This window comes from Chitinophaga sp. SVR4-12A (genome assembly GCF_056754765.1).
In genome coordinates, this window is record NZ_JBPGWP010000001.1 from 4494854 (window position 1) to 4521350 (window position 26497).

Genomic DNA, 26497 nt, shown 5'->3' on the forward strand with positions numbered 1-26497 from the left:
TTATTGTTCCAGGTATTGTTGCGCCAGTCTGATAAAAGTGCCGCCACGGAAACCGAACACGTGATTGTTGTTTAGCACATGCAACACGCCGTTCTTTGGTTGTATATCGGACGTAGCAACAATGATGGATGGATTGTTCTGAAAGTTCTGTGGGTCGTAGGTGATATCTGTAAGGCGGATAATGCGTGGGCCTACTGCTTCCACGTTGTTATAGTTCTGATAAATAAGCCCGATGTTCAGCACATAACCACCGTCCATTACATAGTTGATCCCCGGATAGGCGTATACGTTAACCGGGTCTACCCGGGCAAACTCTTTGGCCAGGTATTTTCCTTTCAATATGTACATGGAGAGGAAATACTTCCATACTTCCGGATCAATATCCTGCAGGTGCACCGAGTCCTGTACGTTGTAGTAGCGGTATTCATTCAGTGCATTCATCACCACTTTCACCGCATCGTCTGTAGGTGAAAAGAAGGTGACGGTATCGCGTTGCAGTATCTCCTTCATACCTGCACGGTCTATGATATAGCTGATGGTATCGAACCAGTATGGTGTGTTAACTAAATAATCGTAAATACTGCCGTTGTAATGCGGATCGGCCAGCCCTCCATCTACGTAGTAATCTTTCTTGCAGGCATTCAGCAACAGTATGGTGGTCAGTACAGCTACAATAAGGTGAAGTCTTTTCATAAAGCAATATTTATCTGGACCAGAATTCATTTTGGATGATCATCGGGTTGTTCCTTACAGCACCCATGTCTATAGGCCAGGTCCAGGCGCGGCGCTGGAACTGCTCCGGTGTGAGGTAGTTCTCGCACTGGTTCCTGTCCATTACACGGCCGGTGCGTACAAGATCATACCATAGATGCCCTTCGCCCCAGAGCTCTTTAGCGCGCTCCAGGAAAATGGCGTCTTGTAAAGCCTGCCCTCCGCCGCCGCTATAAACGCGTGCACCGGCGCGGTTTCTGATCATGTTCAGGAGCGCAATGGCGGGGCCGTCCTGCCCCAGGTAAGCCAATGCTTCTGCGCGCAGCAGGATCAGATCTGCATAGCGGAACAGGATGAAGTTGGCATCGTAGTCGCGTGTACTGGGATTAGATACCGATGAGAATTTAAGGTACATGGCCGACTGTGGGTTCTGTGTGCTGTAAGGATCATCGAACCATATATCAAGGCGTTTGTCTGATTCGCCTGCAGGATAGAGCTTCTCCAGCCATTCGCGCCGGGGAGTGATCTCGCTGCCGAAACCGCCGTAGAGGTTACCGCTGCTGTGGATAATAGGCTCATGGAGTACCCACTGTGCGATCAGCGAGTGAAATTCTACGCCGTAATTAATATCCAGTGAGAGTTCGAAGATACCTTCCAGTGAACGCCCTTTGAAGATGGTCTGAAAATCTTCTTTCGTATATGGGAGCAACTGGTATACGCCGAGGTCCATTACCTGTTGGCCCAGGGCGGCGGCCTGCTGCCAGCACTCCTGCTTTTTGGCAGGTTCAAAGCCGGCCTTCCACATATACATGTGTGCCATTAAGGTAAGCGCTGCGCCCCTGGTGCCCCGTACCGCCCGGAAGGTAGGGTCCTCATAGGATACCGGCAGGTCCTGTTCACTGTTGCGAAGGTCGCGCAGACAGGTATCCAGCACGGTCAGCATGTCTGCTCGTCCTTTGATCTCCGTATCGTAGGGGTTTAGCTGAAGAGGGACGTCTCCATACAGCCGTACCATATAGAAATAGATAAAGGCGCGCAGAAAACGGGCTTCCGCAACTAAAGCTTTTCGTTCCCCTTCACTGAACGAAGGGTCAGTTATACCGGGTATACGATCTATGCAAAGATTTGCAGCGGCAATGGCCCTGTAAAATTGTGTCCAGTTCTTTGGCCGGTCAGAACCATCAGAGCTGCCCAGGTCTGAGCCCAGCAAGTCGTTACGCCCGATGGCAGCCAGGTTTCGCTTGTCGAACCAGTTCCACCATCCCGGCCGAAAATCCCCGGTATTGTATAAAGTAGACTCCAGGAATTTTTCCAGCAGCAGGCGGTATGCACCGTTGATGGCCTTTTCTGCATCATCCTTGTTCTGCCAGAATTCCGCGCCGGACAAGGTATCCACCGGTTTTACTTCCAGGAATTTTTTACAGGAAACGACCAGCAGCAGCAAACCTGCCAGCAGTCCTATTTTATAGCGTGTATACATAATCATGTCTTTTGCGTGATCAGAATTGTACTGCAAGTCCTAAAGCAAAGCTGGTGGCGGATGGATAACCGTTAATGTCATCACGACCCAGTGAGGTAACCGTTTCCGGGTTAGGCCCGGAGTAGGGCGAGAATATCCCAACATTGTAGGCCGTGAAATAAGTGCGCAGCATCCGCATCCTTAGTTTGCGCATGAACTCCTGTCCCCGGAAAGTATAGGCAAGTGTTATCTGGTTCAGCTTAAAGTATGATCCGTCTTCCTGGAACAGTGTCTGGTCCAGCCTGTTGGGCAGCACTGCCTGTGCGTGGTAGATATCGCCAATGGAGGGGTATTGGGCATTATCGCCGGGTTGTTTCCAGTAGTTGATCTTGCTCAGGTCGTAATAGTTCACCGGACCTTCAACGTTGCCGGTGATCCTCAGTTGTTCAGGGAATTGTGCCCTGTACAGGCGGGCGCCCATGGCGTTATTGAGGATGCTGCGCTTGATGAGGAAGGAGCAGAATATGTTCAGCGAAAAGCCTCTGTAAGTGAAATTATTGGTAAGGCCGCCAGTTACGAGTGGGTCGGGATTGCCAGTGATCACATTGTCGTCTGCATCATCCAGGGCATAATCGCCGTTTACATCTGTCCATATCGGATCGCCTCCCTGGAAATATTGGTTGCCATTGCCGCGGAATGATTTATACCGTACGCCTTTCACCGGGTCTACAGGCACCTGTCCGGTGGTGGAATAGATGCCGTTCGTTTCATACAGGTAATTGCTGATAGGATTGCGGCCTACTTTCAATGCCAGCTCTTCCCAGTAGGGCGCTCCCTGTGTTTGCCGGTAGAACTGTACGCCGCCGGGCAGCTTTGTAAGCACACCCCTGTTGTACGCGCCATTCACACTCACCATCCATTGAAAGGCGCGTTGATTGGGAGAGCTGATAGGGCGCGCCGTAATGGTCAGTTCATGTCCATAGTTCACCAGGTTGGCTCCGTTCACCTGTACGCGGTTAAAGCCGGTTACGTCTGGCAGATAAAGATCGCGGATGAGATTAAATGAGTTCTTGAAATAGGTGTCATAAATGAACTCAAGCCGGCCTTTGAACAACCCAAGGTCCACACCGAAATTGAACTGGTTTGACTTTTCAGGCCCCAGCGACTGGTTAGCCATTACATCAAAGTTCGGTGCAATGGCAGGGTTGTTATTATAATTGTTATACACCTGGTAAATGCCCAGGAAGTTGGGTAGTGTGGCAGCAGCACGGCTGTTGGAGCCGTAGGTAACACGCACAGAGCCGTAGTCCAGCCAGTTCAGCCGGCGGAACAAAGGTTCTTTGCCGAAGTTCCAGCGTACGCCCACCGCGGGGTTCTTGGTGTACGGATTGTTAACGCCTGCAGAGGAGTTGCCATCCAGCCGGTAGGAAAGATCTATACTGTATTTCGTGCGGAAGTTATAGGAAATGAAACCCGCCCAGGAAAGCGCATGGTAGAGGTATGACACACTGGTGCCGTTCACGTTGGTACCATTGGCATCATTCCACGGATTGCCGGGATAGAAGCGGGGAGAATATCCGCGCGGCCCCCAGAAATAGTCACTGGGCCCATTGCGTACATCACGCACGTGCTGGTTATCCGTTTTGATATTCACTTCGCTGAAAACACTGGCATACAGGTTATGGCCACTTTCTACATTCACGGGATTGGAGCTGAAGTTGTAGTTGACGCCATTACGCGTATTCAGCTCGTCGTGCCTGCCTATAAAACCGTACAATAGTGTCTGGTTATTGTTGGCAAAGGCCTGGTTAAACCTGTCGCGCGTGTCTGTATAGTAATCATAGGAGGTGATGGAGTTAACGCGCAGGTTATGGAACAGCTCATAGTCCATGTCCACAAAGCCGCGGATGTTAATGGTGCTGTTATCGTCCATATTATTTTCATAACCATCAAACTGGGGGTTGCCAACAAACCTGGATGGGCCGGGTAGTAAAGAAGAGGTAAAAGCATCGCCTGCACCGTTGCCGGTAAGGCCGCCGCCATTGCCACGTTGTTTTTGCCCTAAGGCGCCAAATAGCTGCGTACTGATGCGCAGGCGGGTATTGGGTTGTATGTTCAGCTGCATGTTAAGGCTGTACTTATCAAAGCCGGTATTCCTGATCACACCCTGGTTGCGCTGGTAGGCCAGGTTGGCCTTATAATTCAGCTTAGGAGTACCGCCGCTGATCTGCACATTGTTCTGCGTGTTGATAGTGGTTTGGTAAAACAGGCCCTGCCAGTTTGTAGAGTTATTATAGAAGCTGTTCAGGCTATCTGTGAGGAACTGTGCGTTCTCCAGCTTGTCCCGCGCTTCCTGCATGTCTCTGCTGTGATACAGGATGGAGTTAATACGGTATGCACGCTCCAGGTCGCCGCCCCAGGTGGGCCGCAGTTGTGGGGCCAGGTTAATGAATACGCTGCTGTTGATGTCGATCACCGGGGTAGGTGAGTTGCCTCGCCTGGTGGTGATCACGATCACACCGTTGGCTCCGCGTGAGCCATAAAGTGACGTGGCTTGTGCGTCTTTCATGATCTCTATGGACTGGATATCATCCGGTGGTATCAGGGCCAAAGGGCCGGTGGCTGCGCCTGGTTGCAGCATGGACTGGGAGAAGCCGCCATCGTAATCTACCGGTACATTATCAATCACCAGCAGCGGGTTATTGGTGGCCAGGTAAGTCTGGTCTCCGGTACCGCTGATACTTAGCTGAGAAATGCCGCGGATAGATACTGTTCCGCGAAATCCCGGTGCACCGGTGTTATTCTGGATATTAAGGCCCGCTACTTTACCCTGCAGTAGTTCCTGTACACTGGAAACCGGTACATCCTGCAGGTCCTTCCCCGAGATGACTGCCACAGAACCAGAAACGGTTTCTTTTGTGCGTTTCTGGTAACCCACCACCACAGCTTCTTTTAAAGCGCGGTTCTCCGGCGTAAGTGAAAGGTTCAATGTTGCCTTGGTAATCTTCATCGTTACCTCCCGGTAGCCTACAAAGCGGAACTGCACGGTTTTTCCTTCCTGCACAGAGAAGCTAAAGTTACCCTGTACATCAGTGATACCCAGTCCTTTTTTAGCCTGCACATCTATGATGGTAACGCCGGGTAAGCCTTCCCTGGAATTCACGTCGGTTATTCTTCCTTTTACGGTAATGGTTTGCTGTGCATAGCCCAGGCTGCAGGCCATCAAAAAGGTCAGGACCGTAAGAAATAGTTTATGATAGTAGTGTATTTGCATAACGTACTTTTTTAATCGTCCTGGAATTTTGGATTGAGCTTGAACTTGAAGATCACTTCCCACTCTCCCGGTTCATAGATGGCAAAGCTGAGCCCTATACCTGCATTGTAGCGCCGGCCGAAAGAGATGCGGTTATACTGGAAAGCGATGTAAGCTTTGTCCGAATTGCCGGAAACATCTGCCAGCATCGGGAAGGGGTTGGTAATGTCGTAGGTTACCGCTGTGCTGTCTTCGTTCATCTTGCGGTTAAAGGCAAAGCGAACATCTTCTCCTATCATGCCACTGCGGTAGCGAAGGCTATCCCATTGTGTGAGGTTGAATCGGGAGAACGGAATGGCCAGCGAGTCTTCGTCAAACATTCTGAAGGTAAGCGTGTTGCCTTTTATGCCTGTCTTGCGGAAATAAACATTAACGCTGTCTCTTGGTAGGGACAGGTTCACCATATCTACCACGCCACTGACATCGGGATGGGTAATACCTCCCTGGTCCGGTGCTTTCCGGATGCCCGTGACATCATCAAACTCATACGGCTCATAGGGTTTCGGACGGCGTACATCCAGTATCATATTTTTGAATACTTTTTCTCCGCCTTTGTTCTTTACCCGTATGTCAAAAAAGTAAATGCCTGGTTTTACTTTAGTGGAATCAGTGCTCCAGAAGAAAATCTCACCCGAGTTAGGGCGTATGTCCAGCACTGGTCTCCGTTCAGTATAGCGTTTGGCTTCTATTTCGGCGACACTGGTTTCCTTACCACTGTAATAGTCTTTCCACAGACGGGCTTGTACCATTTCCCGCAGTTCGGGCGCGGCGCTGCTGTCTGCATGGCGGATGTTCTCCAGGCTGAAATCCAACGGCTGGGTAGAATAGTCTGCGTTGAAAATGTAGGCGTACACGTTAGTACGGCCCAGGTTCACCGGAAAGTTGTTCCGGTTATAGTTCATGTTAGTGCTGAAGAAATCTTTTTCATCCGGCACCATGTCCTTATAGCATCCCGCCACCAGTAAAGGTAGAAGGGCCAGGAGCATCCTGAGTATATTGCGTTGCATAATGGGCGGTTTTAGAGTTTGGTGAAGATGAATTTGCTGACATTGTATCCGCCGGATTCTTCGTAGAACCGCATGATATGTTTGCCGGCAGTAAGGCTTACTTTTGTGTCGACAGTGATCCAGTTCTGCCAGCCGCCGGTGCCGCGGCAGTTTACCGTGCCGGTGACCGGTACACCGTCGAACTCAAGGTGAAAATTGCCACCACCACCATCGGCAGCCATGCGGAAGCCTACGTTGTAGTCGCCGGTGGCCAGTACCTCTACCGTATATTCCATCCACTCCGAGCCGTTGGTCCATCCAATGTTGAAACCTCCTTCACTGCAGTTCTCTATATCTACCCCTTCAGTTCTATACTGGTTACCGTTGTTGTTAACATCACCGTCGTGATAAGACAGGCCTTCGCCTCCATCATCATAGTCTTCCGCTTCTATGGTACCGGGTATGGGCGAGGGCAACCCCAGGTAGGGCGACTGCACGGGGTTTAGTGAGTAAGGGAAGGCCAGGGGTACAAAAGAGACGAAGCCGAATACGTGCTTGCTTTCCAGTACGTGCAACCATCCGTTAGCAGTTTGCAGGTCGATGCTCTGGGTGCTGGAGGTAGACCAGTCGCGAATAAAGCGGGATTTGTTCATGTCGCTGTACTGCAGCACCAGCGGCCCCCCTCCTGAAATGCCGGAAGCATTGGTAGGAGCAGATTTTCCGTTCATCCTGTAACCATAGGCAAGCGTTGTAAGATTTACACCATCAGCATATTCCAGGGAATCAGAAAGTACTCTTCCGGGCAGCATATAGCGGCGCAGCAGCGTATCCCATACGGCTACCGGTACGCTGTCCAAAGTCCAGTTACCTGGAAAAGCATACTTGCCCCTGCTGAAGTTGAGGTTGTACAGTGCTGTGCGGATGCTGTAATCCTGTGGTGCAAAAAAAGTGATACGACCTTGTTTAAGGGTATCTGTCAATCCTGCTTTATCCACCAGGTACAGTAAGGTGTCGTATAGCCCAGGCTGTGCTTTGAGAAAATCATAGGTGCTGACGGACACCTGAGTTACCGGTTTTGCATCCCGGTATTCATGCTCTTTCTTACAGGCGCCTGCCAGCAGCAATCCTGTTATCCAGAGTATGGGACGTGCTTTGTTGAATATCTTTTGCATAAGGGTCAGCATTATTTCCAGAAATTATTTTGTACCAGTGCGCTATTGGCGGCAAGGGCGCTTTTAGACAGGGGCCAGTACATGGCGCCATTACTCACGTCCTGTTGCGAAAGCCTTGTGTATTGCGCTACCTTGTTGAAATGCACCAGGTCATACCAATACCAGCCTTCCCCTATCAGTTCCCGGCGCCGTTCCAGGAAGATGGCATCCAGGAGCGCATCAGCAGAGGGACTACCCGGCAGTGCTTTAAGACCGCGCCGGGTGCGAATGCTGTTAAGATCGCCGACCGCATCAGACATCCCCAGGCGTGCTTTGCATTCCGCCTGCAGCAGATATAATTCTTCGTAACGGAAGATGATGATGGCGGAAGTATAGAAGCGCAAGGTGGGGTTCTTTACAGCGCTGTTCACCTGTTTCATTTTATAGAACACGGGGAAGGCATCATTGAGCTGTGAGAAAAACATCGTGGCCCTTTGATCATTGGCTTCGCTGTAAATGCCCAGGATGCTGTCTTTAGGGACATAGATCTCAGACTCGCTTTTTGGAATATCAGGGGCGCGGAGCGTCCAGTCTTCCAGCTGGCCGGTGGTGGAGAATTCAGCGTGATCAAAATTCATATCCACCTGGAAGATGTTGCTCAGCCCTCGTCCGCGAAAGGATCCATCCAGCCGTGTGAGGTCAGCAGTGCTCACAAAGTTGTAACCGGTAAGGCCCTGGTTGTCGATCACGGTACGGGTTTGTTGCAGGGCATTTGTATAATCACCTTTCCAGGCATACAGGTGAGCCAGCAGGGTATGAGCCATGCCCCGTGTAGCAGCAATGTCAGTATGGTGGCCTTCACCCTGCCCCTGGTAGTCGCCTTGTTGTTCAGGTGATCTGCCATCGTATTTCCAGGGTAGTCCGTATGCCGCTGCCATGGCATCCTGTATAGCAAAGTCAAGCACCTTTTGCCAGTTCTCACGGGCCACCGGAGTAAAATTGCCGTTGGGCGCGCTGGTAACGAGTGGCACATCACCCCATATACGCACAATATAGTAATAGAGAAAAGCGCGCAGGAACCGCACCTGGGAGCGGTCCAGCTCCATATCATTTACAGAATAACGGTAATCCCGTTGGCTCACTTCAGGCAGCCTTTCAATGGTGATGTTGCATTGGTTGATGGCCGCATAGAACCGCCGCCAGTCCCGCCATTGGTCCATCGTGGTAAAACTGGCGTTCAGGTTATTGTCTGTCAGCGCCTGCAGGTCGCTGCGCCGGGTAACCCGAAAATCTCCTCCCCGCATGTCGCCGTACACCCAATGGGCATTCTCATTTAGCAGGGCCGCGCGGAGCAGGCCGTAGCAACCATAGGTAGCGGCCCGTGCATCATTTTTGTTTTGCCACATGTTCTCTTCTGTGAGTGCGCGTTTGGAAGGCTGGTCCAGCATTTTGCTGCAGGCGCTGCCCAAGACGGCGGTCCATAGTAAGAGAAGGCTTGCATATGTATATCGCATAAGAATAGTTTTTAGGGTCAGAACTGGAAATTAAATCCAAGTGTGAAGCTGCGGGGAGCAGACCAGTTATAGTATCCCTGGTCATACCCGAAATAGTCTATCGCCTCCGGGTCGCCGCCGGAATAGGGTGTCCACGTCCACAGGTTGTTGGCGGTGGCATAAATGCGGCACTGGTCAATACCTGTGCGCTGCATCCATTTTGTTCGCAGACTGTAGGCAAGTGTGATGGCCCGCATCTTTACATAGGAACCATCTTCCAGGAACAGCGTTTGGTCTGGCTGATAAGGGTTGACCAGGCTCCAGGGATTGTAGCGCGGATATTTACCGTAATCGCCATCCAGTTTAGCCCAGTAGTTCACTTCCTTGATACCTTTCATATCATCCGCCCCTTCGCGCACGGCAAAGTCAAAACGATCTGCCATAGCCTGGTTGATGATCTTACGGCCAAAGGCATAATTGCAAAGCACGTTGAGTTCCAGTTGCCGGTAGCGGAAGGTATTGCTGAAGTAACCTTGTGCTGCAGGTACCTGTCGTCCTTTCATCACCCGGTCTGCATCATTGATCACGTAGTCGCCGTTGAGATCTTTCCATGCAGGATCTCCGGCATGAAGGGTAAGACCCTGGTAAGTCATTTTTTTGCCGGTAGAAGGGTTCACTGGTACTGCTGCATCGGTATCATAAATGCCTTCATTGATAAGCAGCCAGTAACGGTCTACAGGTTTTCCTACCAGGAAACGACGATTGCCCATTGTAATATCCTGTATGCCGTCTGGCATAGCCAGCAGTTTATTCTGACTGGTGTAAACCGATAGGGCGCTGCTCCATTGAAAGGGGCCATTGCGCAGGATATCGGCATCTACCGTAAGCTCGTAACCATAGTTACGTATGTCCATACCGTTCCTGATAATGCCGGTGTAGCCTGTTTCTTCCATTACCGGGATCTTCAGCAAAAGATCGCGGTCTGTTTTGCTGTATATATCGAGGCTGGCGCGAATGCGGTCATCTAACAGGCCCATGTTCAGCCCGATGTTCCATTGTTCTACATAGGGCCATTTAAGATGGTCGGTAACATAACCGGTCCCGAATGCCGCATTGAGGGCCGGGAAGGCATTATAGGTGGCACTGTTGGGAAGTCCGTTCCATCCTATATCTACGTTATAGATGGGCCCTCCCTTAAAGTATTCATCCATCAGTATGCGCCCTACACGGCCATAGCTGGCGCGCAGCTGCAGTTGACTGAACAGGCTTGCGCGTTTCATAAATTCCTCGGCGGTTATTTTCCAGGCGGCGGATATAGTGGGTGAGAACAGCCAGCGGCTATTGGCCGGTACATTGGAGCTGCCATCTCTGCGCAGGTACAGGTTCAGGAAATATTTTTCCGCATAATTGTAACCAATGTTGGTATAGAATGAGGCCAGGTTTGACTGTGTATAATCCTTGAAGTTGGATTGCAGGCGAAGGTTACCGAAAACGCCCTCTTTGTTCGAATCATCGCCGGGTTTATAGATCTTGATATAATCGCTTCTTCCTTTGTAGGCCTTGCCATAATCATAGCGCCACTTGTCCCATTGTGCATACTGCCCAAGCGTAACATCGAGATGGTGCTTGTTCACAAATGTATGATCATATCGGATAGAGTTGTCTAGTGTCATTCGGCGGCTGAGACCATCAAAATTGGACACGAAGTTGTTACCATCGTTGATGGTGGTTGGAATGAACAGGTCCCGGAAGTTCTGGCCGTAGTCGATGCTAAACCGCGTGTTAAGCGACCAGTCTGCAGGTAAAGTGTAATGCAGGTTCGCCAGTACACGGGCATTGTTATTGCGGTTGCGGTTCAGGCCATCTTTCAGGTAATTATAGTATTGCTGCAGATATTGTTTATTGGGGGAAGGTGGATTTTCGAAATTAACCAGGTAATCTTCATCAGCCGCTCTGTCGCGGATAAACTCATTTCTTTTGCGGGTGATGGCAGCTCCGCTGATGTAGGTGGTCAGCATCAGGTGCTTTATCGGCATAAGGTTAACACCGAAGTTTACATCGTACCGCTGCATATTGGTATGGTCTGCTACTCCCTGCTGTACAGAACGGCCCAGGCTGAAACGGAAGTTGGCCAGGCGGGTGCCACCGCTAACAGCAGCCTGTATACCGTTGCTCAGGCCGTTGCGGTAGTAAAGATCATCCCAGTTGGCCGGGCCATAATACCTTGACTGTGTGGAGTCTGCCAGGTAGCGGGGGAAGTTGCGCCATTGCGCTTCGGTGGCATACTTTTCATAGAATGGCATGCGGAAGTCCCGTTCAAATTGTGCATTTACTACATCAACAGACGGCTGGAGAGTGAGGCCCACCCAGGAGTTGACGGCTACTTTCATGCGCCCGGAGCGTGGCCCCCTGGTAGTGATGCTGATGATGCCATTGGCCGCCAATGGACCATATTTTGCGCTGGCAGCAAAGTCTTTCAACACTTCCAGGCTTTCGATATCATTTACATCCAGGAAAGAAAGGATATTGGTTTCTGTGCCCAGGCGGTTTACATCAAAGCGCTGTATGTCGTATGGGAAAGGATGGTCGGGTACCAGGGGGATGCCGTCTACGATATAAGTGGGCTGCCCGTAGAATACATCACTGTTTTTCAATAACAGTGTGGCCGTGCCCCTTATGAACACACTGCTGCGTTTGCCAGGTTCGGCGCTGGGCATGCGTACATCCACTCCTGTTACACGGCCTGCCAGCATCTGATCAATACTGGTATATGGTAATTTTCTTAGTTCATCGATATCGGCAGATGAGATAGCGGCTGCTTTGTTGTGTTGCAGAAAAAGTTCGTTGTTGGGAAAATGTCCTGTAGTGTCCCGTGACAGCAAGGGGGTTCGCTTTAACCAGCTAATGCTGTCTGTGGCGGCATTCATGGTGGTGTCCTTGCTTTTATACACCTGTTGTGCATGGCTATATGAACATAACAGCATGCAGGCAACTGTCCCTGTCAGTACCTGCTGCAGGGAGACGAAACGATTGTTCATCGGAATTGAATTTGGATGGTTACCTCACCGGATGGCAAATGACTCCCTTCACCGGCCAGTGATGGTTCGGTGAGCCCCGGTTTCATAAGGGAATTTCAGGCAATACATTCCCTGCATGCAAGATGGCTCGCATGTGGAGAGTAATGCTGTTTTGCGAAAAGCGTTAACTATTGATCCTGTGTAGGATCAATGGCCGTTCGCAAGTGCAATAATGGAAGCCGGAAACATGGGCTGACGGGCATGCGTATTGCATGGCCTTTTGTGTGATGTAAAATTTTGACCTGCATGTGCAATAATTGTGGAATTCTTTAATGGACTTTTCAGTGCTATACAATCTTCTGGAATATGGTTCTGGATTAGCTTTGAAGGGCATTTGACAGTTTGGGCTGATGACGCGGGTTCGGGGATACTACACTGTTAACGTGGACCTGAACAAAACTTAATCCGATGACGTATTTAGTTCTTCAATCGGTTGTGACCAAATATAATCAGCGAAATGGATTTTTCATAATTTTTTAACAAATATTTTAATAGTCCATACTGGGTGGTCCGTCGTACATGGTTTGTACCAGGTAAATTAGTGGTTTAGCCGTATGCGTTATACAGGTATTAAAACGCATGTTTGGACTATGAACCGTCGGGGTAATTTTATTTTTTAGTGTACGGGTAACAATTCGAAGTAAAAAACGTTTTAATGTGACATAACCATTTCTCTATGAAAACCAGAAGAAAAGTACTGTTAGCATTGCCCATGCTCCTGAGCATTCTATCCTGCTCGCAAACCGAAAAAGTATCACCATCACAACCTGAAGATCAACGAAAACCGCAACCCGAACTTGCTGCAATTGATTACAGGGAAGAGATGCGAAAATTTGTAATCGGCATCAGCCAGTATGCCAAAGCCCAGAACTCACAGTTTGCCATTATCCCACAAAACGGGATAGAGCTGATCACCACCAACGGGGAATCCGATGGTTCTCTTGCCACCAGCTACCTAAATGCAATTGATGGTGTAGGCCAGGAAGACCTGTTTTTCGGCTATGATGGGAAAGACAATGTACCCACTCCTTCCGAGGACAACCTGTATTTGAGAGAATACCTCAACAGGATCAAGACCGGCAAGAAAGTGCTGGTAACGGATTATTGTTCTGGCCAGACGAACATGAGCAAGTCCTATAGCTCCAACAATACCAACGGCTATATTTCGTTTGCTGCTGATCAGCGTGAGCTGTTCAACATCCCGTCCTACCCTGCGCAGCCTTACAATGTGAACACCAGCAACATCACCAGCCTTTCACAGGCTAAGAACTTTTTGTACCTGATCAACCCGGAGAAATATGCCTCCAAAACAGCGTTCATCAACGCAGTAAAGGCTACAAATTACGATGTGATCCTGATGGACCTGTTCCTGAACAACACCGCGTTTACGGCTACGGAAATCGATCAGCTTAAAACAAAGGCGAACGGCGGCAAGCGCCTGGTGATCTGTTATATGTCTATCGGCGAAGCGGAAGACTACCGTTACTACTGGCAGAGCAGCTGGAAGGTAGGTAACCCGCCGTTCATTGCTGCTGAAGATCCCGATTGGGAGGGCAACTATTTTGTTCAGTACTGGAACACCGATTGGAAGAACGTTATTTATGGTAATGATACTTCCTACACCAAGAAATTGCTGAACAGCCATTTCGACGGCGCCTATCTGGATATTATAGACGCTTTCGATTACTTCGAAAACAACTAAAACCGCTCATCTATTTTGCAGGCATAACAATGAACAAATCAGTACATTTATCTCTATCGCAACCAAAATCTATTTGCTATGGGAAAATGTCACGCTATCCTGTTGCTGTTATGCCTGCCTGTATTATCACAAGCCCAGCACACACAGAAACCCGTATTGCACGGCCAGCATTGGATGGCCATTACCGGTAAACCGCTGGCCGCCACCGCAGGGGCTATGATCTTCCAGCAGAAGGGCAATGCAGTAGACGCTGCCTGCGCCATGATCGCTGCTACATCTACCATGTGGGACGTGCTGAGCTGGGGCGGTGAAACACAGGCACTCATCTATAATCCGAAAACGAAGCAAGTTATAGGCATAAATGCACTGGGCGTGGCTCCTACCGGGGCCACGCCTGCTTTTACAGGCAGCGCAATATGCAATACCCGCCGGAATATGGCCCACTCTCTGCAGTTACTCCCGGCACCCCTGGCGGTATCCTTACCATGCTGGCAGAATATGGCACCAAAAGCTTAAAGGAAGTGCTGGCTCCGGCTATGGAACTGGCCAAAGGCTATCCCATAGAGGCACAAACAGCCAATTACATCCAGGAGAACAGGAAATGGATCACACAGTGGCCCTATTCCAAACAATTATTCTTTACCCATCCGGAACGGCAACGTGTAGCACCTGATGCCGGTGAGATCTTTCGTCAGCCGGATCTGCTGGCTACGCTGCAGAAAATGGTGGATGCAGAACAGGCAGCGCTTAAAAAAGGTAAGTCGCGTAAGGAAGCTATTTACGCTGCCTATGACCGGTTTTATAAAGGCGATATCGCACAGGAGTTTGTCAGGGGCACCCGGGAACAGGGCGGTTTGATCACCTTGCAGGATATGGCCAACTGGAAAGTGCATATTGAAGAGCCCATGATGGTGAGCTACAAGGGCATAGATGTATACAAACTATCGCAATGGACGCAGGGACCAGCCATGCTGCAGGCCCTGAATATCCTGGAGAATTTTGACCTGAAGGGAATGGGGTATAACTCCTCCCGCTATATCCATACCGTATATCAGGCCATGAACCTGGCCTTTGCCGACCGCGATTTTTATTATGGGGACCCTTATTTCCCGCCCGAAGAACCGATGAAAGGCCTGCTTTCCAAAGCCTATGCAAAGGAACGCGCTAAAATGATCAAGCCTGAAAAGAATGATACCACTATGGGGCCCGGCGATCCATACCCATTTGAGGCTAAACAAAACCCTTATTTTGACCTGTTAAAAACCTGGGGGCATACCGCGGTATACCGCCCTGAAGAGCAGATAAAGGGACTGGATGACCCTTTCCTGAAAACGTTCCTGAGCGGCACCACTTCCGTGGAAGCAGCAGACGAGGAAGGATGGGTGGTATCTGTTACGCCAAGCGGCGGCTGGATACCCGCCACCATCGCCGGCCGTACCGGTGTTGGCCTGAGCCAGCGCCTGCAAAGCTTCGTACTGGATGAGAAAGAAAATCCTTTCAATGTAATGGAGCCCGGTAAACATCCGAGGGTTACCTTAACGCCCACGCTGGCGCTGAAAGATGGAAAGCCTTTCCTGTCCTTCGCCGTACAGGGGGGCGACAGCCAGGATCAGAACCTGCTGCAGTTTTTTCTCAACGTAGTGGAATTTGGTATGAACGTACAGGAAGCTGTGGAGGCAGCTAATTTCAATAGTTACCAGATGTATTCCTCCTTCGGGATACATGAACGCAAGCCCGGAGGCCTTACCCTGCAGGAAAATACGCCCTTCTGGACCCGTAAGGAGCTGGGCCGCATGGGCTACAAAATAGATTACCAGGAACGCACCTCAGGCCCGATCAATGCCATTTATTTCGACTGGCAGCACGGCAGCTTCTGGGGCGGTTCCAGTAACCATGGTGAAGATTACGGGATCGGGTGGTAACACACCCGCATCCCTTTAACAGCATATTGACAAGCTATCAGAAAAATTGCACAGCTTCTCCAGCAGCACGCATAGTTCCTCGCCTTTCTCGGTAAGTGAGTATACCACTTTAGGGGGCACTTCAGGAAAATGCTGCCGGTTAATAAGCGCGTTCTTTTCCAGTAATTTCAACCGGTCTGCCAGGATATGATCCGTAATGGGCGCCAGTTCTCCTTTGATGCCAGAGAACCGGTTATTCCCCTCCTGGATACAGAAAAGGATCTCAGTGATCCATCTCCTGCTTAACAATACCAACATTTCATTCAAAGAGCACTTGTTTTCCAGCAAAGCCTGGTTTTGGTAATTGGTGGAGTTTACCTTCCTTCCCGCCATATCTATTTATTTAAGTAGTTACTAATTATATAGTGAGTTATTGCACACGTTACCCGGATGTATTTGCTTTGTTCCCTGAACGGAAACCATGCTTTTGGAATATCTCCCGACTGTTTTAAGACCTGTTCCGTAAATCGTTTTAGCCAAAGTAATCGATTAAGCGCAAAGATCAAACTTGAAAAGTTTAAATGCGTGTGAAATTACATGGACGGATCGTTTTTATACTTTTTACAGGCGTAAAGACAGGCTGGATGACCAAAGCCGAATTTTAATACAGCACAGAGAAGCACTAAAAATAAACGACAGTGAACAGCGTGTTACCCCCAATATTATTTACAGCAGCATAGATACATAGGGACGTTCAATGGCGGATTCTAACAGCGGCGTGGCGGTCATCCTGACCCTGCGCCGCTTCTTTTGTAAACCGCATTTTTATTGTTTATATTTACGACATGCACCATTTTACTACTGCCAAAAGCAACGTCCGCATCGTTTTAACCGGGGTGATCTTACTATTGACTGCATTAACTGTAAACGCGCAGACCATTGAACCTTTACGCTATACCTGTTACCAGGCCGGCAAAAAGATAAACATAGACGGCAAACCAGATGAAGCAGCCTGGCAACAGGCGCCCTGGACCAGCGATTTCACAGATATCGAAGGAGATAAACAACCCAGGCCGCCTTTGCGCACCAGGGTAAAAATGCTGTGGGACCAGGAATACCTGTACATAGCGGCGGAGATGGAAGAACCGCATATATGGGGCAAGCTCGTGAAACATGATACCATCATCTTCCACGACAATGATTTCGAGGTTTTCATAGATCCTGACGGAGATACAAAAGAATATTTTGAAATAGAAATCAATGCACGCAATACCATCTTTGATCTGTTCATGCCCAAACCTTACAGTGAAGGTGCACATGCATTAATGACCTGGGACACAAAAGGCATGAAGACAGCAGTGCATATTAACGGCACTTTGAATCAACCTGCAGATAAAGACAAATCATGGACCGTTGAGATGGCCATTCCATTTAAAGCGCTTCATCTGCTCGGTGTTCCCATGATACCACAGAACGGTACCACCTGGCGCATCAACTTCTCCCGCGTGGAGTGGGACACGGATATCAAGAGCGGACAATATGTAAAAAAGATCAATCCTGCCACCGGCAAACCATTACCCGAACATAACTGGGTATGGTCGCCTCAAGGCGTCATCAATATGCACGTGCCACAGAAATGGGGCTATCTTCAATTTTCCGCAGAAAACGGCAATAATCAGTAAACCAAACAGGAATGCACAAGCGTAATTTTATCAAATCACTGGGCATCGGCAGCATGGCGCTCACCCTGCCTTCCGGTTCCTCCAAAGCAGCAGCATTGTCAACAAATCCGCAACAGAAGGGATCCCACCGCGTATGGATCAATCCTGACCACAAAGACACAGAAGCGCAAATCCAGGAACGGTATGCCGCTTACAAGAAGGCAGGTATAGGCGATATCTTTTTTGAAGACGATAGTGAAAAGCATTTTCGCATCGCAAAAAAGAACGGCATCAAAGCGCACCGCTGGATATGGACCATGAACCGCGCCCATGATAAGGAACTGCTGACAGCGCATCCTGAATGGTATACACAAAACCGTAAAGGGGAGTCCTGCGCTACTCATCCGCCTTATGTGGACTATTACCGCTGGCTGTGTCCCAGCAAGCCAGAAGTGATCAACTACCTGAAGGAGCAGGTGACCAGCATACTCTCAAAAGATTATGTAGATGGTATCCACCTGGACTATATCCGTTTCTGCGATGTGATCCTGCCGGTGAACCTGTGGAGCAAATACGGTATCGATCAGTCCAGGGAGCTGCCCGAATATGATTTTTGCTATTGTGAAACCTGCCGCAACGGCTACAAGGCGCAGAAAGGAATAGATCCGCTGGAGCTGGAGCATCCTGACCAGAGCCCTTCCTGGCGCAAGTATCGCTACGATCGTATCAACAATGTAGTAAATACCCTGGCAAAGGTGGCCCAGCAGCATAAAAAGCCTATCTCCGCAGCAGTATTCCCCACACCGGAAATCGCCAAACGCATTGTCCGGCAAGACTGGACTAACTGGAACCTCAATGCTGTCTGCCCGATGATCTATCATGGCTTTTACAAAGAAGACGTGAGCTGGATAGGAGATGCCGTAGCAGAAGGTGTAAGAGGGTTGAACGGACGCTTCCCGCTCTATGCAGGTTTGTTCCTGCCTGATTTCAATGGCAACATGGCAGATCTGAAACGCGGTGTTGAGCTTGCGGTGCAGAACGGCGCGGCAGGTGTATCACTGTTCGGAGATGTAACGCCGGAAGTACTGGCAGCTATTAGCTGATAAACCGCAACTCCTGTAAAAGAAAACGCCTGACGTATTTTACGTCAGGCGTTTTCTTTTATAAATGACAATAAAGCTTAGTCTATTAATGAATTAGGACGATCTGCCACAGGTTTACCAAAATCATAATTCGGTTGCTTGCCCATTTTGATGGTTAGCGTGCCGCCTTTCAGGATATCTGCGTGTTTGATGTAGCTTTTTGTATAAGGCTTTCCGTTCAGCGTAATGCTTTGGATATACTTATTCTCAGCGCTGTTATTAATGGTTTGTACGGTAAATGTTTTACCACCCTGTACCTGCAGGCTGGCCTTGTCAAACAGCGGGCTGCCAAATACATACAGGCCTTTGGCCGGGTTAACCGGGTAGAAGCCTACGGAAGACAATACGAACCAGGAAGACATGGCGCCTACGTCCTCATTGCCTGCCAGCCCATCGGGCTTTGCGGTATAGAAGTCTTTGATCACCTGCCTCACTTTCTCTGCTGTTTTCCACTGGTTGCCAGCATAAGTATACATATAGGTAACATGATGGCTGGGCTCATTGCCATGTGCGTACATGCCAATAAGACCTGAGATGTCAGGAGAAGCTTCCGCGCCCATATCGCTTTTTGCTTCAAAAAGGCTGTCAAGCTTTTTGGTGAACGGCTCATCGCCACCCATCAGTTTGATCAGGCCTTCCACATCCTGCGGTACCAGCCAGGTATACTGCCAACCGTTACCTTCGGTGAAATCGCCTTTTTCATGTATGGAGCGGAAGGGATCGTAAGGCGTTTTAAAGCTGCCATCGCTCATGCGCGGACGTACGAATTTGATGGTGCTGTCAAAATAGTTCTTGTAGTAAGCAGCGCGTTTGGAATAGAGCGCATAGTCGTCCATCTTACCCAGCTTTTTGGCCATGGCGGCGATACACCAATCGTCAATCGCATATTCCATGGCTTTGGACACGGATTCATATTCCTTGTCTGCGGGGATGTAACCGCGCTCTTTCACATATTTAAGCCCGAATTCATCACGGGTGGAAGTAACCTTCATGGCCTCCAGCGCAGCGGCTGGGTCAAAGCCTTTAATGCCTTTCAGGTAGGCATCTGCTATCAGCGGCACAGCATGATAGCCCACCATACAATTGGTTTCGTTACCCATCAGCGGCCATACCGGCAGCTTGCCCTGCTGCTGATAAATAGCGAGCATGGAATTCACAAAGCTGCTCACCCGGTCTGTATGCAGCAATGTGCTGAGCGGAGCAGTAGAGCGGTAAATGTCCCACAGGGAGAAAACAGTATAATTGTCAAATCCGGGGTTCTTATATACCTTTTTATCCGTGCCGCGGTAAGTGCCGTCATGATCATTGAACAGGGCCGGGCCTATCATAGTATGATAGAGGGCCGTATAGAACACATGCTTGGCGCTTTCATCCTTTGTTTGCACGTTGATCTTGGCCAGCTGCCTGGTCCACTTGGCGTTGGCGCTGTTTACTACCTGGTTGAAGTCCCAGCCGGGGATCTCCGCATTGATACTGGCCAGTGCATTCTCGCTGCTAACAGGTGAAATGCCCACTTTCAGCATTACCTGTGCAGGCGCCTTGTCAAAGGAGATCAATCCTTTGGTGAATTTCGACTTCAGTTCTTTACCCTCTTTTTTCTCATCGCCATCATATACGGCAAACTGTTTTACAGGAACGGAGCTGCGGATGGCAAACCACAGGCGCTGATCTTCCGCCCAGCCTTTTGAAAAGCGATAGCCTTCCAGCGTGTATTCGTCTTTCTGCCGGATGTAAGTTTCAACCGGTGCATCCCATCCGATGCCTTCTTTCAGGTCAACGATGATGTGTGCGGGCTTGCCTTCCGGGAAGGTGTATTTATGAAACCCTACGCGCTCGCTGGCAGTCAGCTCTACTTGTATGTTATGGTCTTCCAGTTTTACCGCATAGTAACCCGGTCTGGCTGTTTCGTGGGAGTGTGAGTAATGAGAGCCGTAACCCGAAGTTGGGTCAGCCTGGCTGCCTTTGCTGGTTTTTACGCTGCCGGTGTAAGGCATGATCAGCACATCTCCCAGGTCGCCGATACCGGTACCGCTGAGGTGAGTTTGCGAAAAACCGATCACCACACTGTCAGAATAGTGATAGCCGGAGCACCAGTCCCAGCCCTTCACAATATTGTTAGGCCCTACCTGAACCGCCCCAAAAGGCACGCTGGCGCCTACAAATACGTGACCATGGCCGCCAGACCCGATATAAGGGTCGACATAAGCCAGTGATTTGCTTTCCGGTAACTTTTGAGTTTGTTTTTGTCCCTTTGCTTGTACCTTGGCAGGTTGCTCCACCTGAGCCATTGATTGACCGCTTGTTACCAACCCGGAGAGGGCCAGTAAATACCATTTTAACCCCAAATTCATATTGTCTGCTTTAAAAAGGCAAGATACGCCCTGTATCTTAAAATTGCAATTCTCCGCCGTATGTATTACATTTCAAGATAAACCCTGTACATGATCAACCAATTAAGCAGCCAGCGCATACTTTCCATCGATGCTTTACGCGGCATCACCATCCTGGTAATGATCTTTGTCAACGAGCTGGCCGGTGTAAGCGGCATTCCGGCCTGGATGAAACATATGCCTGCAGATGCTGACGCCATGACCTTTGTGGATGTGGTATTCCCTGCCTTCCTTTTTATTGTGGGCATGTCCATCCCATTTGCCATCAACCGCCGCCTCTCAAAAGGAGACAATTTTATGAAGCTGCAGTGGCATATCATCTGGCGTTCACTGGGCTTGCTGGTGCTTGGGTTTTTTATGGTAAATGCGGAAGATGATTACAATGAAGCGGCGATGGGCATGTCTATCTACGCCTGGTCATTGCTGTTCTATGTATGTGTGATCCTGGTATGGAATGTGTATTCTTTTTCACAGCAATGGGTCGTATACCTGCTGAAAGGTATCGGTATTGCAGGACTCATTATACTTGCGTTCATTTACAGAGGTGGTGAAGACGGCACGGAACATATGCAGCCGCATTGGTGGGGTATACTTGGCCTTATCGGATGGGCTTACCTTTATAGTTGTATTATCTACCAGCTCTTCAAAGGCAATGTATATGGCATACTGGCCATGATCGTTGTGTGCGTGATATTCTATGCCGTGGCGAAGCAACCAGTCGTGCAGCAGTCAGCATGGAAGTGGATGGTGAAGCAGAGTGGTAATGCTGCGCATGTCTCCATTGTGCTGAGCGGCATGCTGCTGTCACTGATATTCTTTGACCAGGGACTGAAACTCAGCCGTCGCCAACGTTACCTGTATGCAGCAGGATTTACGTTGCTGCTATTGATCGCCGGTTATTTTTTGCGCCCGTATTTCAAAATATCAAAGATATACGCTACTCCTACCTGGTGTCTGTATAGCGCAGCCATATGCTGTATACTATTCTGTTTTCTATACTGGCTGATAGATATAAAGCATCAGAGCAAGTGGACCAACTTTTTCCGCCCGGCAGCCGCTAACCCGCTGTTGACTTATATAGTGCCTTTTGTGATCTATGCTTTGCTGCACCTGTTGCATATTAAGCTGCCTGCAATATTGCAAACAGGTATTGTAGGACTGCTGTGGTGTATGTTTTATGCGGTAGTGGTAATGGGCATCGCCAAAGGATTGAACAAGGCTGGTATAAAACTGCAGTTGTAATAACATTTGAAGTTTGAGGTTCAGACACCGGACCTCAAACTTCTACCCCAAAAACTTTCCCCTGTAACTTAATAAGCCTCCGGCACGTTTTTAAATTACCGTCTTTATTGGTAAACAGCTTTCTCCGGAGATCCAGCCAATACCCGTAAATATGTTCAGCACGCTTCTCACGCGTGCGGGTATAGTATTTGTAGTTTCCTTTATTGTCAATCTATTAAAACCTATTGACCATGCTCAGATTATGCGTACTGTTTGTTTTATTGTTTACAGTGGCCTGTTCTAATGATCCTTCGCCTGGCCCTGCACTCCGTTACTACGAAGTGGGGTTCACCGATTTTACCGATGAAAAGAAGACCAACGGCACAGATGACTGGCGCGATACATCTTTTATAGTAGCAACTTCAAACGCACAATTGATCCGTAAAATAACGGAACAGTTAGCACTGCCCCTTGCGCAAAGGCAGATAGTGAATGGCGCGCTTGTAGCTGGTAGTGGTGGTTATAACCGCAACGGCTCATACAATTTTAAATGGCACTTTAAAGAGGATGACTGGCATCTGACAGATATGAGCGCTGAAGCGCTCGACGGGCGTCCTTACAACGATGTGGACCTTCATAACGCTTATTGGCTGGATACAGTTAAACGGTTCTCGCCATGGCATAGCTATATCAAAAAAGAAGTCACACCATGAAAAAAAGCATAGCAACTGTTAAACTGAGCACTTTAATAATCCCGGTCGGCCTGTGTTTGCTGTTGGCGGCTTGCCAGCCGGGCACACAACAACATGCGGTAAAGATTTCGCCCAGGAATACGGCGATAAATCAAAGCAACGCTTACAATGACCTGTTCCTGGATAGTACCGATGTTGAAAAATTCATTACAAAGCAACAGCTGAATGATACCATTGCCAATATGATGCGCAGTTTTTATAACGCGCGCAACTTTGAATATGCGTGGTTCGATACCCGGGGCCTTACAGAACAGGCCCTGGGTTTTCGTAGTCTGTATGATTACAGCCAGGATACCGCGGAAGTAAACAAGCAGCTGGAAGCGCGCCTGAATGAGCTTGCGGCAGAAGATGATACCACGCTGTCTGCACACGATGCTGGCGTTATCAAAACAGAATTGCAGCTTACCCTGCGTTTTATAAACTATGCGCAGCACACATTTGATGATCCTAGCCCGGAATTACTCGAACAATTTATTCCTATGCAGCGGCATAAAACAATGGAACTGGCAGCGGCTGTAGTGTCTCGTGATAAAGATAAGGGGAACAATCATCCCGTTTATGCAAAATTGAAAGAGCTCTTACCCAAGTATATTGATATTGCCGGGAAAGGCGGGTGGCCCGTTATTACTGCGGATAAGAAAAAATATAAGAAGGGCGATCAGGGACCGGCTGTAGCGGCAATCAGAAAGCGGTTGCAGGTGACGGGAGAGTTGCCGGGAAACGATACCCTGGCCGTATTTGACGATGCACTGGAAGCAGCAGTGGAGACCTATCAGCAATATCACGGCTATACGCCGTCCGGCCTTGTGACAGATACCCTTATCATGGAAATGAACGTACCGGTGCAGGCACGTATCCGTCAGCTACTGATGAATATGGAGCGTATGCGCTGGGCGCCTGCAGAGCCTAAAGGCCGGCTGATCATCATCAATATACCCGAATTCGTATTGCATGCCTGGGATGGCAAGGAAAAGGCATTTGACATGCCGGTGGTAGTAGGGCGTGAAGGACAACATACCACCATGTTCTCAGGTGAACTAAACCAGGTGGTATTCAATCCTTACTGGCATGTACCCCGCAGCATTGTAAGTAAGGAGATCTTACCTAAACTGGAAAAGGATGAAAATTACCTCGAGGAAAATGATATGGAGGTTACCGGTGAACGCAACGGTTTGCCAGTGATACGGCAGCGGCCTGGCGAAAAGAATGCGCTTGGAAGAGTAAAGTTTCTCTTTCCCAACAGTTTCAATATCTATCTGCACGACACCCCCTTGAAAGGGCTTTTTGAAAAAGATAAAAGGGCTTACAGCCATGGCTGCATACGGGTAAGCGATCCTGCCAAACTGGCCCGCTACGTGTTGGAAGGCACCTCAGGATGGTCGCCTGAAAAAATAGACAGCGCGCTCAGTAAAGGGGACGAAGAAAAGTATGTGAAAGTCAAGCACCCCATCCCGGTATTGATTGTTTATTACACCGCCTTGGCAGATGAGCAGGGTAAACTGCAGTTCCGGGACGATATTTACGGGCATGATGTACGGCTGGCGCAAAAGATGTTCAGTGATGCGCCAACCGCTCCATAATACCGGTTTACATGACTGGTGTAGTCATTGCAATATTGTGTCCGGGTGCTTTGAGTATTTTTGACCTGGTAATATAATTCTTGTTAGCGCTGTACAGGAACAGGCAGGCGCCGTTGCTGATTGCATTGATCACCTCGCGGTGTACAGATAAGGGAATAGCGGGGCAACCGAGGCTGCGTCCTATATATCCCTGGCTATCTATCAGGTTTTCATTTACATAATCGGCTCCATGAACTACAATAGCTCTGCTCAGGGCATTGTCGTTAATACCTTTCTCTGTACCCCTTAGGCGCAAAGAGAGCCCGTGTTCACCCATGTAGGTATTATCAGTAATATAAAAACCAAGGCTACTTTTATAACTGTTGAGCTTATTGGAGAAACTGGTAGCGTTGAGTTTGCCGGAATTCCTTCCATGAGAAACCAGCGTATTGAACAGTAACCGGGCGTTCCTGACATCGATCACAAATAGGCGTTTCTGGCTGGAAGGAAGGCTGAAATCCACGATGGCGATCACACTGTCATTCTTAAGACGGCCATGATCCAGCAGGTATTGAAATCCCTGCATGCCATAGGTAAATGCTTCCTCTGAAAGGCCCAGTCCGCCCAATTGCAAACTGTCATAAACCATCATAGCGCTGGTAGCCGCCTTGATGGCCGGGCTGGTTTTTTTTATTGCTCTGGCAGGCCCTGTAGAGGACGAGACATGGTCGGCAAATAAAAAAGTAAAAAAGATAACTGGTAAGAGTAAATACTTGGCTTTTTTTCGGATAGGTATACGCATCTGCACAATTTCTTTTACACTTGGATAAATAAATAGTTTTTCAAAGATTGCTCAGTATGGTCAGCTGGACAATAGTGCAAAGGTCGGAAAAATCCATGGAAAATGAAGCTGGAAAAGGCGTCGTAACGGTTTTTTAACATTTTTAGGACAATTGAACAGCCGGGTCCGGTAGGTCTATTATCTTTGGCCCTTGAAAATGTTAACATGCCGTTTATGAATACGCTCTTACCTGTGGACAAAACGCCACGAAAATGGGTGGCAATCGGATTAACCTCGTTTGTTGCCCTCCTGTTAACCGCATGGGGGATTTATGGAATTGGTGAATACGGAATAGCGCTTTTTATATTAACCCCCATTTTCATCGGCGGATTTTCAGCCGCAATTTACGCTTATAAAAGACAGCTAACCCGATGGGCAGTTGTGAAGACCGGCTTTTGGACGCTTGGTATATGTATGGTGCTGTTGATACTATGTGCGATGGAAGGACTTGTTTGTATCGCCATGGCGGCTCCCCCCGCGATTATCCTAACCTGGATAGGCAGTTTACTGGGATATGAGCTGGTCAGGAAGACGCCCGGCAAAACGCCGCTGGTGATATTGATACTTACATGCAGCATTCCTTCACTGTCTTTTGTTGAGAAGAGTTATCCGCCGTCGCTTGTCGCAGTTACCACTGCTGTAGAAATAAAAGCTTCTCCGGAAACTGTCTGGAAACATGTAATAGTATTTCCACAGCTACCCGAACCAACTACCCTTATCTTTAAGGCGGGTATAGCTTACCCTGTCAACGCAACAATATCAGGCAAAGGTGTTGGGGCAGTGCGGCATTGCAACTTCAATACCGGCAGCTTCGTTGAACCTATTACCGTATGGGATGCGCCCCGCTTGTTGAAATTTGATGTAGTGGAGCAACCCGCGCCGATGAAAGAGCTAAGTTTTTGGGATGTGAAAGCGCCTCATCTGCATGACTATTTTGTTTCAAAACAAGGGCAGTTTCGCTTAGTACCACTACCCAATGGTAATACATTACTGGAAGGGACTACCTGGTATTATCATGATATAAAGCCTGCATTTTACTGGCGTCAGTGGAGTACATTTATCATTCATAAGATACATCAAAGAGTGCTGGAGCATATAAAGCAGCAGTCAGAAAAGTAATTGATCATGCAACCCGGAG

General features: G+C 48.9%; 17 protein-coding genes and 1 pseudogene. 8 read left to right on the plus strand and 10 right to left on the minus strand.

Annotated features, from left to right (window positions below):
- From ACR9Y8_RS18570 to ACR9Y8_RS18600, 7 genes are read right to left on the minus strand one after another with little or no spacing between them, the layout of a single operon-like run.
- Nucleotides 1–693, minus strand: coding sequence for a fasciclin domain-containing protein (locus ACR9Y8_RS18570; protein WP_481214744.1), 693 nt, complete (start codon nucleotides 691–693; stop codon nucleotides 1–3).
- A gap of 10 nt (nucleotides 694–703) precedes the next feature.
- On the minus strand, nucleotides 704–2191 hold the full coding sequence (locus ACR9Y8_RS18575; protein ID WP_481214745.1) for a RagB/SusD family nutrient uptake outer membrane protein: 1488 nt from the start codon (nucleotides 2189–2191) through the stop codon (nucleotides 704–706).
- 19 nt (nucleotides 2192–2210) lie between these two features.
- Complete coding sequence (locus ACR9Y8_RS18580; protein WP_481214746.1) at nucleotides 2211–5444, minus strand: SusC/RagA family TonB-linked outer membrane protein; 3234 nt, start codon at nucleotides 5442–5444, stop codon at nucleotides 2211–2213.
- An 11-nt stretch (nucleotides 5445–5455) separates the two neighbouring features.
- The gene (locus tag ACR9Y8_RS18585) at nucleotides 5456–6490 is read right to left on the minus strand and encodes a DUF5007 domain-containing protein (RefSeq protein ID WP_481214747.1); all 1035 of its coding nucleotides are present in this window, start codon (nucleotides 6488–6490) and stop codon (nucleotides 5456–5458) included.
- A gap of 11 nt (nucleotides 6491–6501) precedes the next feature.
- Nucleotides 6502–7641 (minus strand): carbohydrate-binding protein, encoded by a 1140-nt coding sequence (locus ACR9Y8_RS18590; protein WP_481214748.1) that lies wholly within the window; start codon nucleotides 7639–7641, stop codon nucleotides 6502–6504.
- An 11-nt stretch (nucleotides 7642–7652) separates the two neighbouring features.
- Nucleotides 7653–9134 (minus strand): RagB/SusD family nutrient uptake outer membrane protein, encoded by a 1482-nt coding sequence (locus tag ACR9Y8_RS18595; RefSeq protein WP_481214749.1) that lies wholly within the window; start codon nucleotides 9132–9134, stop codon nucleotides 7653–7655.
- A 17-nt stretch (nucleotides 9135–9151) separates the two neighbouring features.
- Entirely contained in the window at nucleotides 9152–12151 is a 3000-nt protein-coding gene (locus tag ACR9Y8_RS18600) for a SusC/RagA family TonB-linked outer membrane protein (RefSeq protein WP_481214750.1), read from the minus strand.
- 715 nt (nucleotides 12152–12866) lie between these two features.
- On the opposite strand from ACR9Y8_RS18600, the gene ACR9Y8_RS18605 reads away from it, so the two are divergent.
- Together ACR9Y8_RS18605 and ACR9Y8_RS18610 are read left to right on the plus strand one after the other, a co-directional pair.
- A complete protein-coding gene (locus ACR9Y8_RS18605; protein WP_481214751.1) occupies nucleotides 12867–13892 on the plus strand; it encodes an endo alpha-1,4 polygalactosaminidase in 1026 nt (341 codons plus the stop codon).
- Nucleotides 13893–14153: 261 nt separating this feature from the next.
- Nucleotides 14154–15814 (plus strand): annotated as a pseudogene (locus ACR9Y8_RS18610) (gamma-glutamyltransferase family protein).
- Between the two features lie 15 nt (nucleotides 15815–15829).
- Here ACR9Y8_RS18610 and ACR9Y8_RS18615 read toward each other — a convergent pair.
- Nucleotides 15830–16186, minus strand: a complete 357-nt coding sequence (locus tag ACR9Y8_RS18615; protein ID WP_481214752.1) for a winged helix-turn-helix transcriptional regulator — start codon at nucleotides 16184–16186, stop codon at nucleotides 15830–15832.
- 452 nt (nucleotides 16187–16638) lie between these two features.
- On the opposite strand from ACR9Y8_RS18615, the gene ACR9Y8_RS18620 reads away from it, so the two are divergent.
- Together ACR9Y8_RS18620 and ACR9Y8_RS18625 are read left to right on the plus strand one after the other, a co-directional pair.
- Entirely contained in the window at nucleotides 16639–17475 is an 837-nt protein-coding gene (locus ACR9Y8_RS18620) for a carbohydrate-binding family 9-like protein (RefSeq protein WP_481214753.1), read from the plus strand.
- A gap of 11 nt (nucleotides 17476–17486) precedes the next feature.
- On the plus strand, nucleotides 17487–18557 hold the full coding sequence (locus ACR9Y8_RS18625; protein WP_481214754.1) for a family 10 glycosylhydrolase: 1071 nt from the start codon (nucleotides 17487–17489) through the stop codon (nucleotides 18555–18557).
- 77 nt (nucleotides 18558–18634) lie between these two features.
- Here ACR9Y8_RS18625 and ACR9Y8_RS18630 read toward each other — a convergent pair whose 3' ends face one another.
- Nucleotides 18635–20947: a GH92 family glycosyl hydrolase gene (locus tag ACR9Y8_RS18630; protein ID WP_481214755.1), complete on the minus strand. Its 2313-nt coding sequence runs from the start codon at nucleotides 20945–20947 to the stop codon at nucleotides 18635–18637.
- Nucleotides 20948–21037: 90 nt separating this feature from the next.
- Here ACR9Y8_RS18630 and ACR9Y8_RS18635 point away from each other — a divergent pair, with 90 nt between their 5' ends.
- From ACR9Y8_RS18635 to ACR9Y8_RS18645, 3 genes are all read left to right on the plus strand, one after another.
- Nucleotides 21038–22228 (plus strand): DUF5009 domain-containing protein, encoded by a 1191-nt coding sequence (locus ACR9Y8_RS18635; protein WP_481214756.1) that lies wholly within the window; start codon nucleotides 21038–21040, stop codon nucleotides 22226–22228.
- Between the two features lie 230 nt (nucleotides 22229–22458).
- Nucleotides 22459–22920, plus strand: a complete 462-nt coding sequence (locus tag ACR9Y8_RS18640; RefSeq protein WP_481214757.1) for a BP74-related protein — start codon at nucleotides 22459–22461, stop codon at nucleotides 22918–22920.
- Entirely contained in the window at nucleotides 22917–24539 is a 1623-nt protein-coding gene (locus ACR9Y8_RS18645; protein ID WP_481214758.1) for a L,D-transpeptidase family protein, read from the plus strand. Before ACR9Y8_RS18640 ends, ACR9Y8_RS18645 begins: the two co-directional genes overlap by 4 nt.
- Before the next feature lie 7 nt (nucleotides 24540–24546).
- Here the strand turns inward: ACR9Y8_RS18645 and ACR9Y8_RS18650 are convergent, their stop codons facing one another.
- On the minus strand, nucleotides 24547–25320 hold the full coding sequence (locus tag ACR9Y8_RS18650; protein ID WP_481214759.1) for a murein L,D-transpeptidase catalytic domain family protein: 774 nt from the start codon (nucleotides 25318–25320) through the stop codon (nucleotides 24547–24549).
- 213 nt (nucleotides 25321–25533) lie between these two features.
- Here ACR9Y8_RS18650 and ACR9Y8_RS18655 point away from each other — a divergent pair, with 213 nt between their 5' ends.
- A complete protein-coding gene (locus tag ACR9Y8_RS18655) occupies nucleotides 25534–26478 on the plus strand; it encodes an SRPBCC family protein (protein ID WP_481214760.1) in 945 nt (314 codons plus the stop codon).
- Nucleotides 26479–26497: the final 19 nt, after the last annotated feature.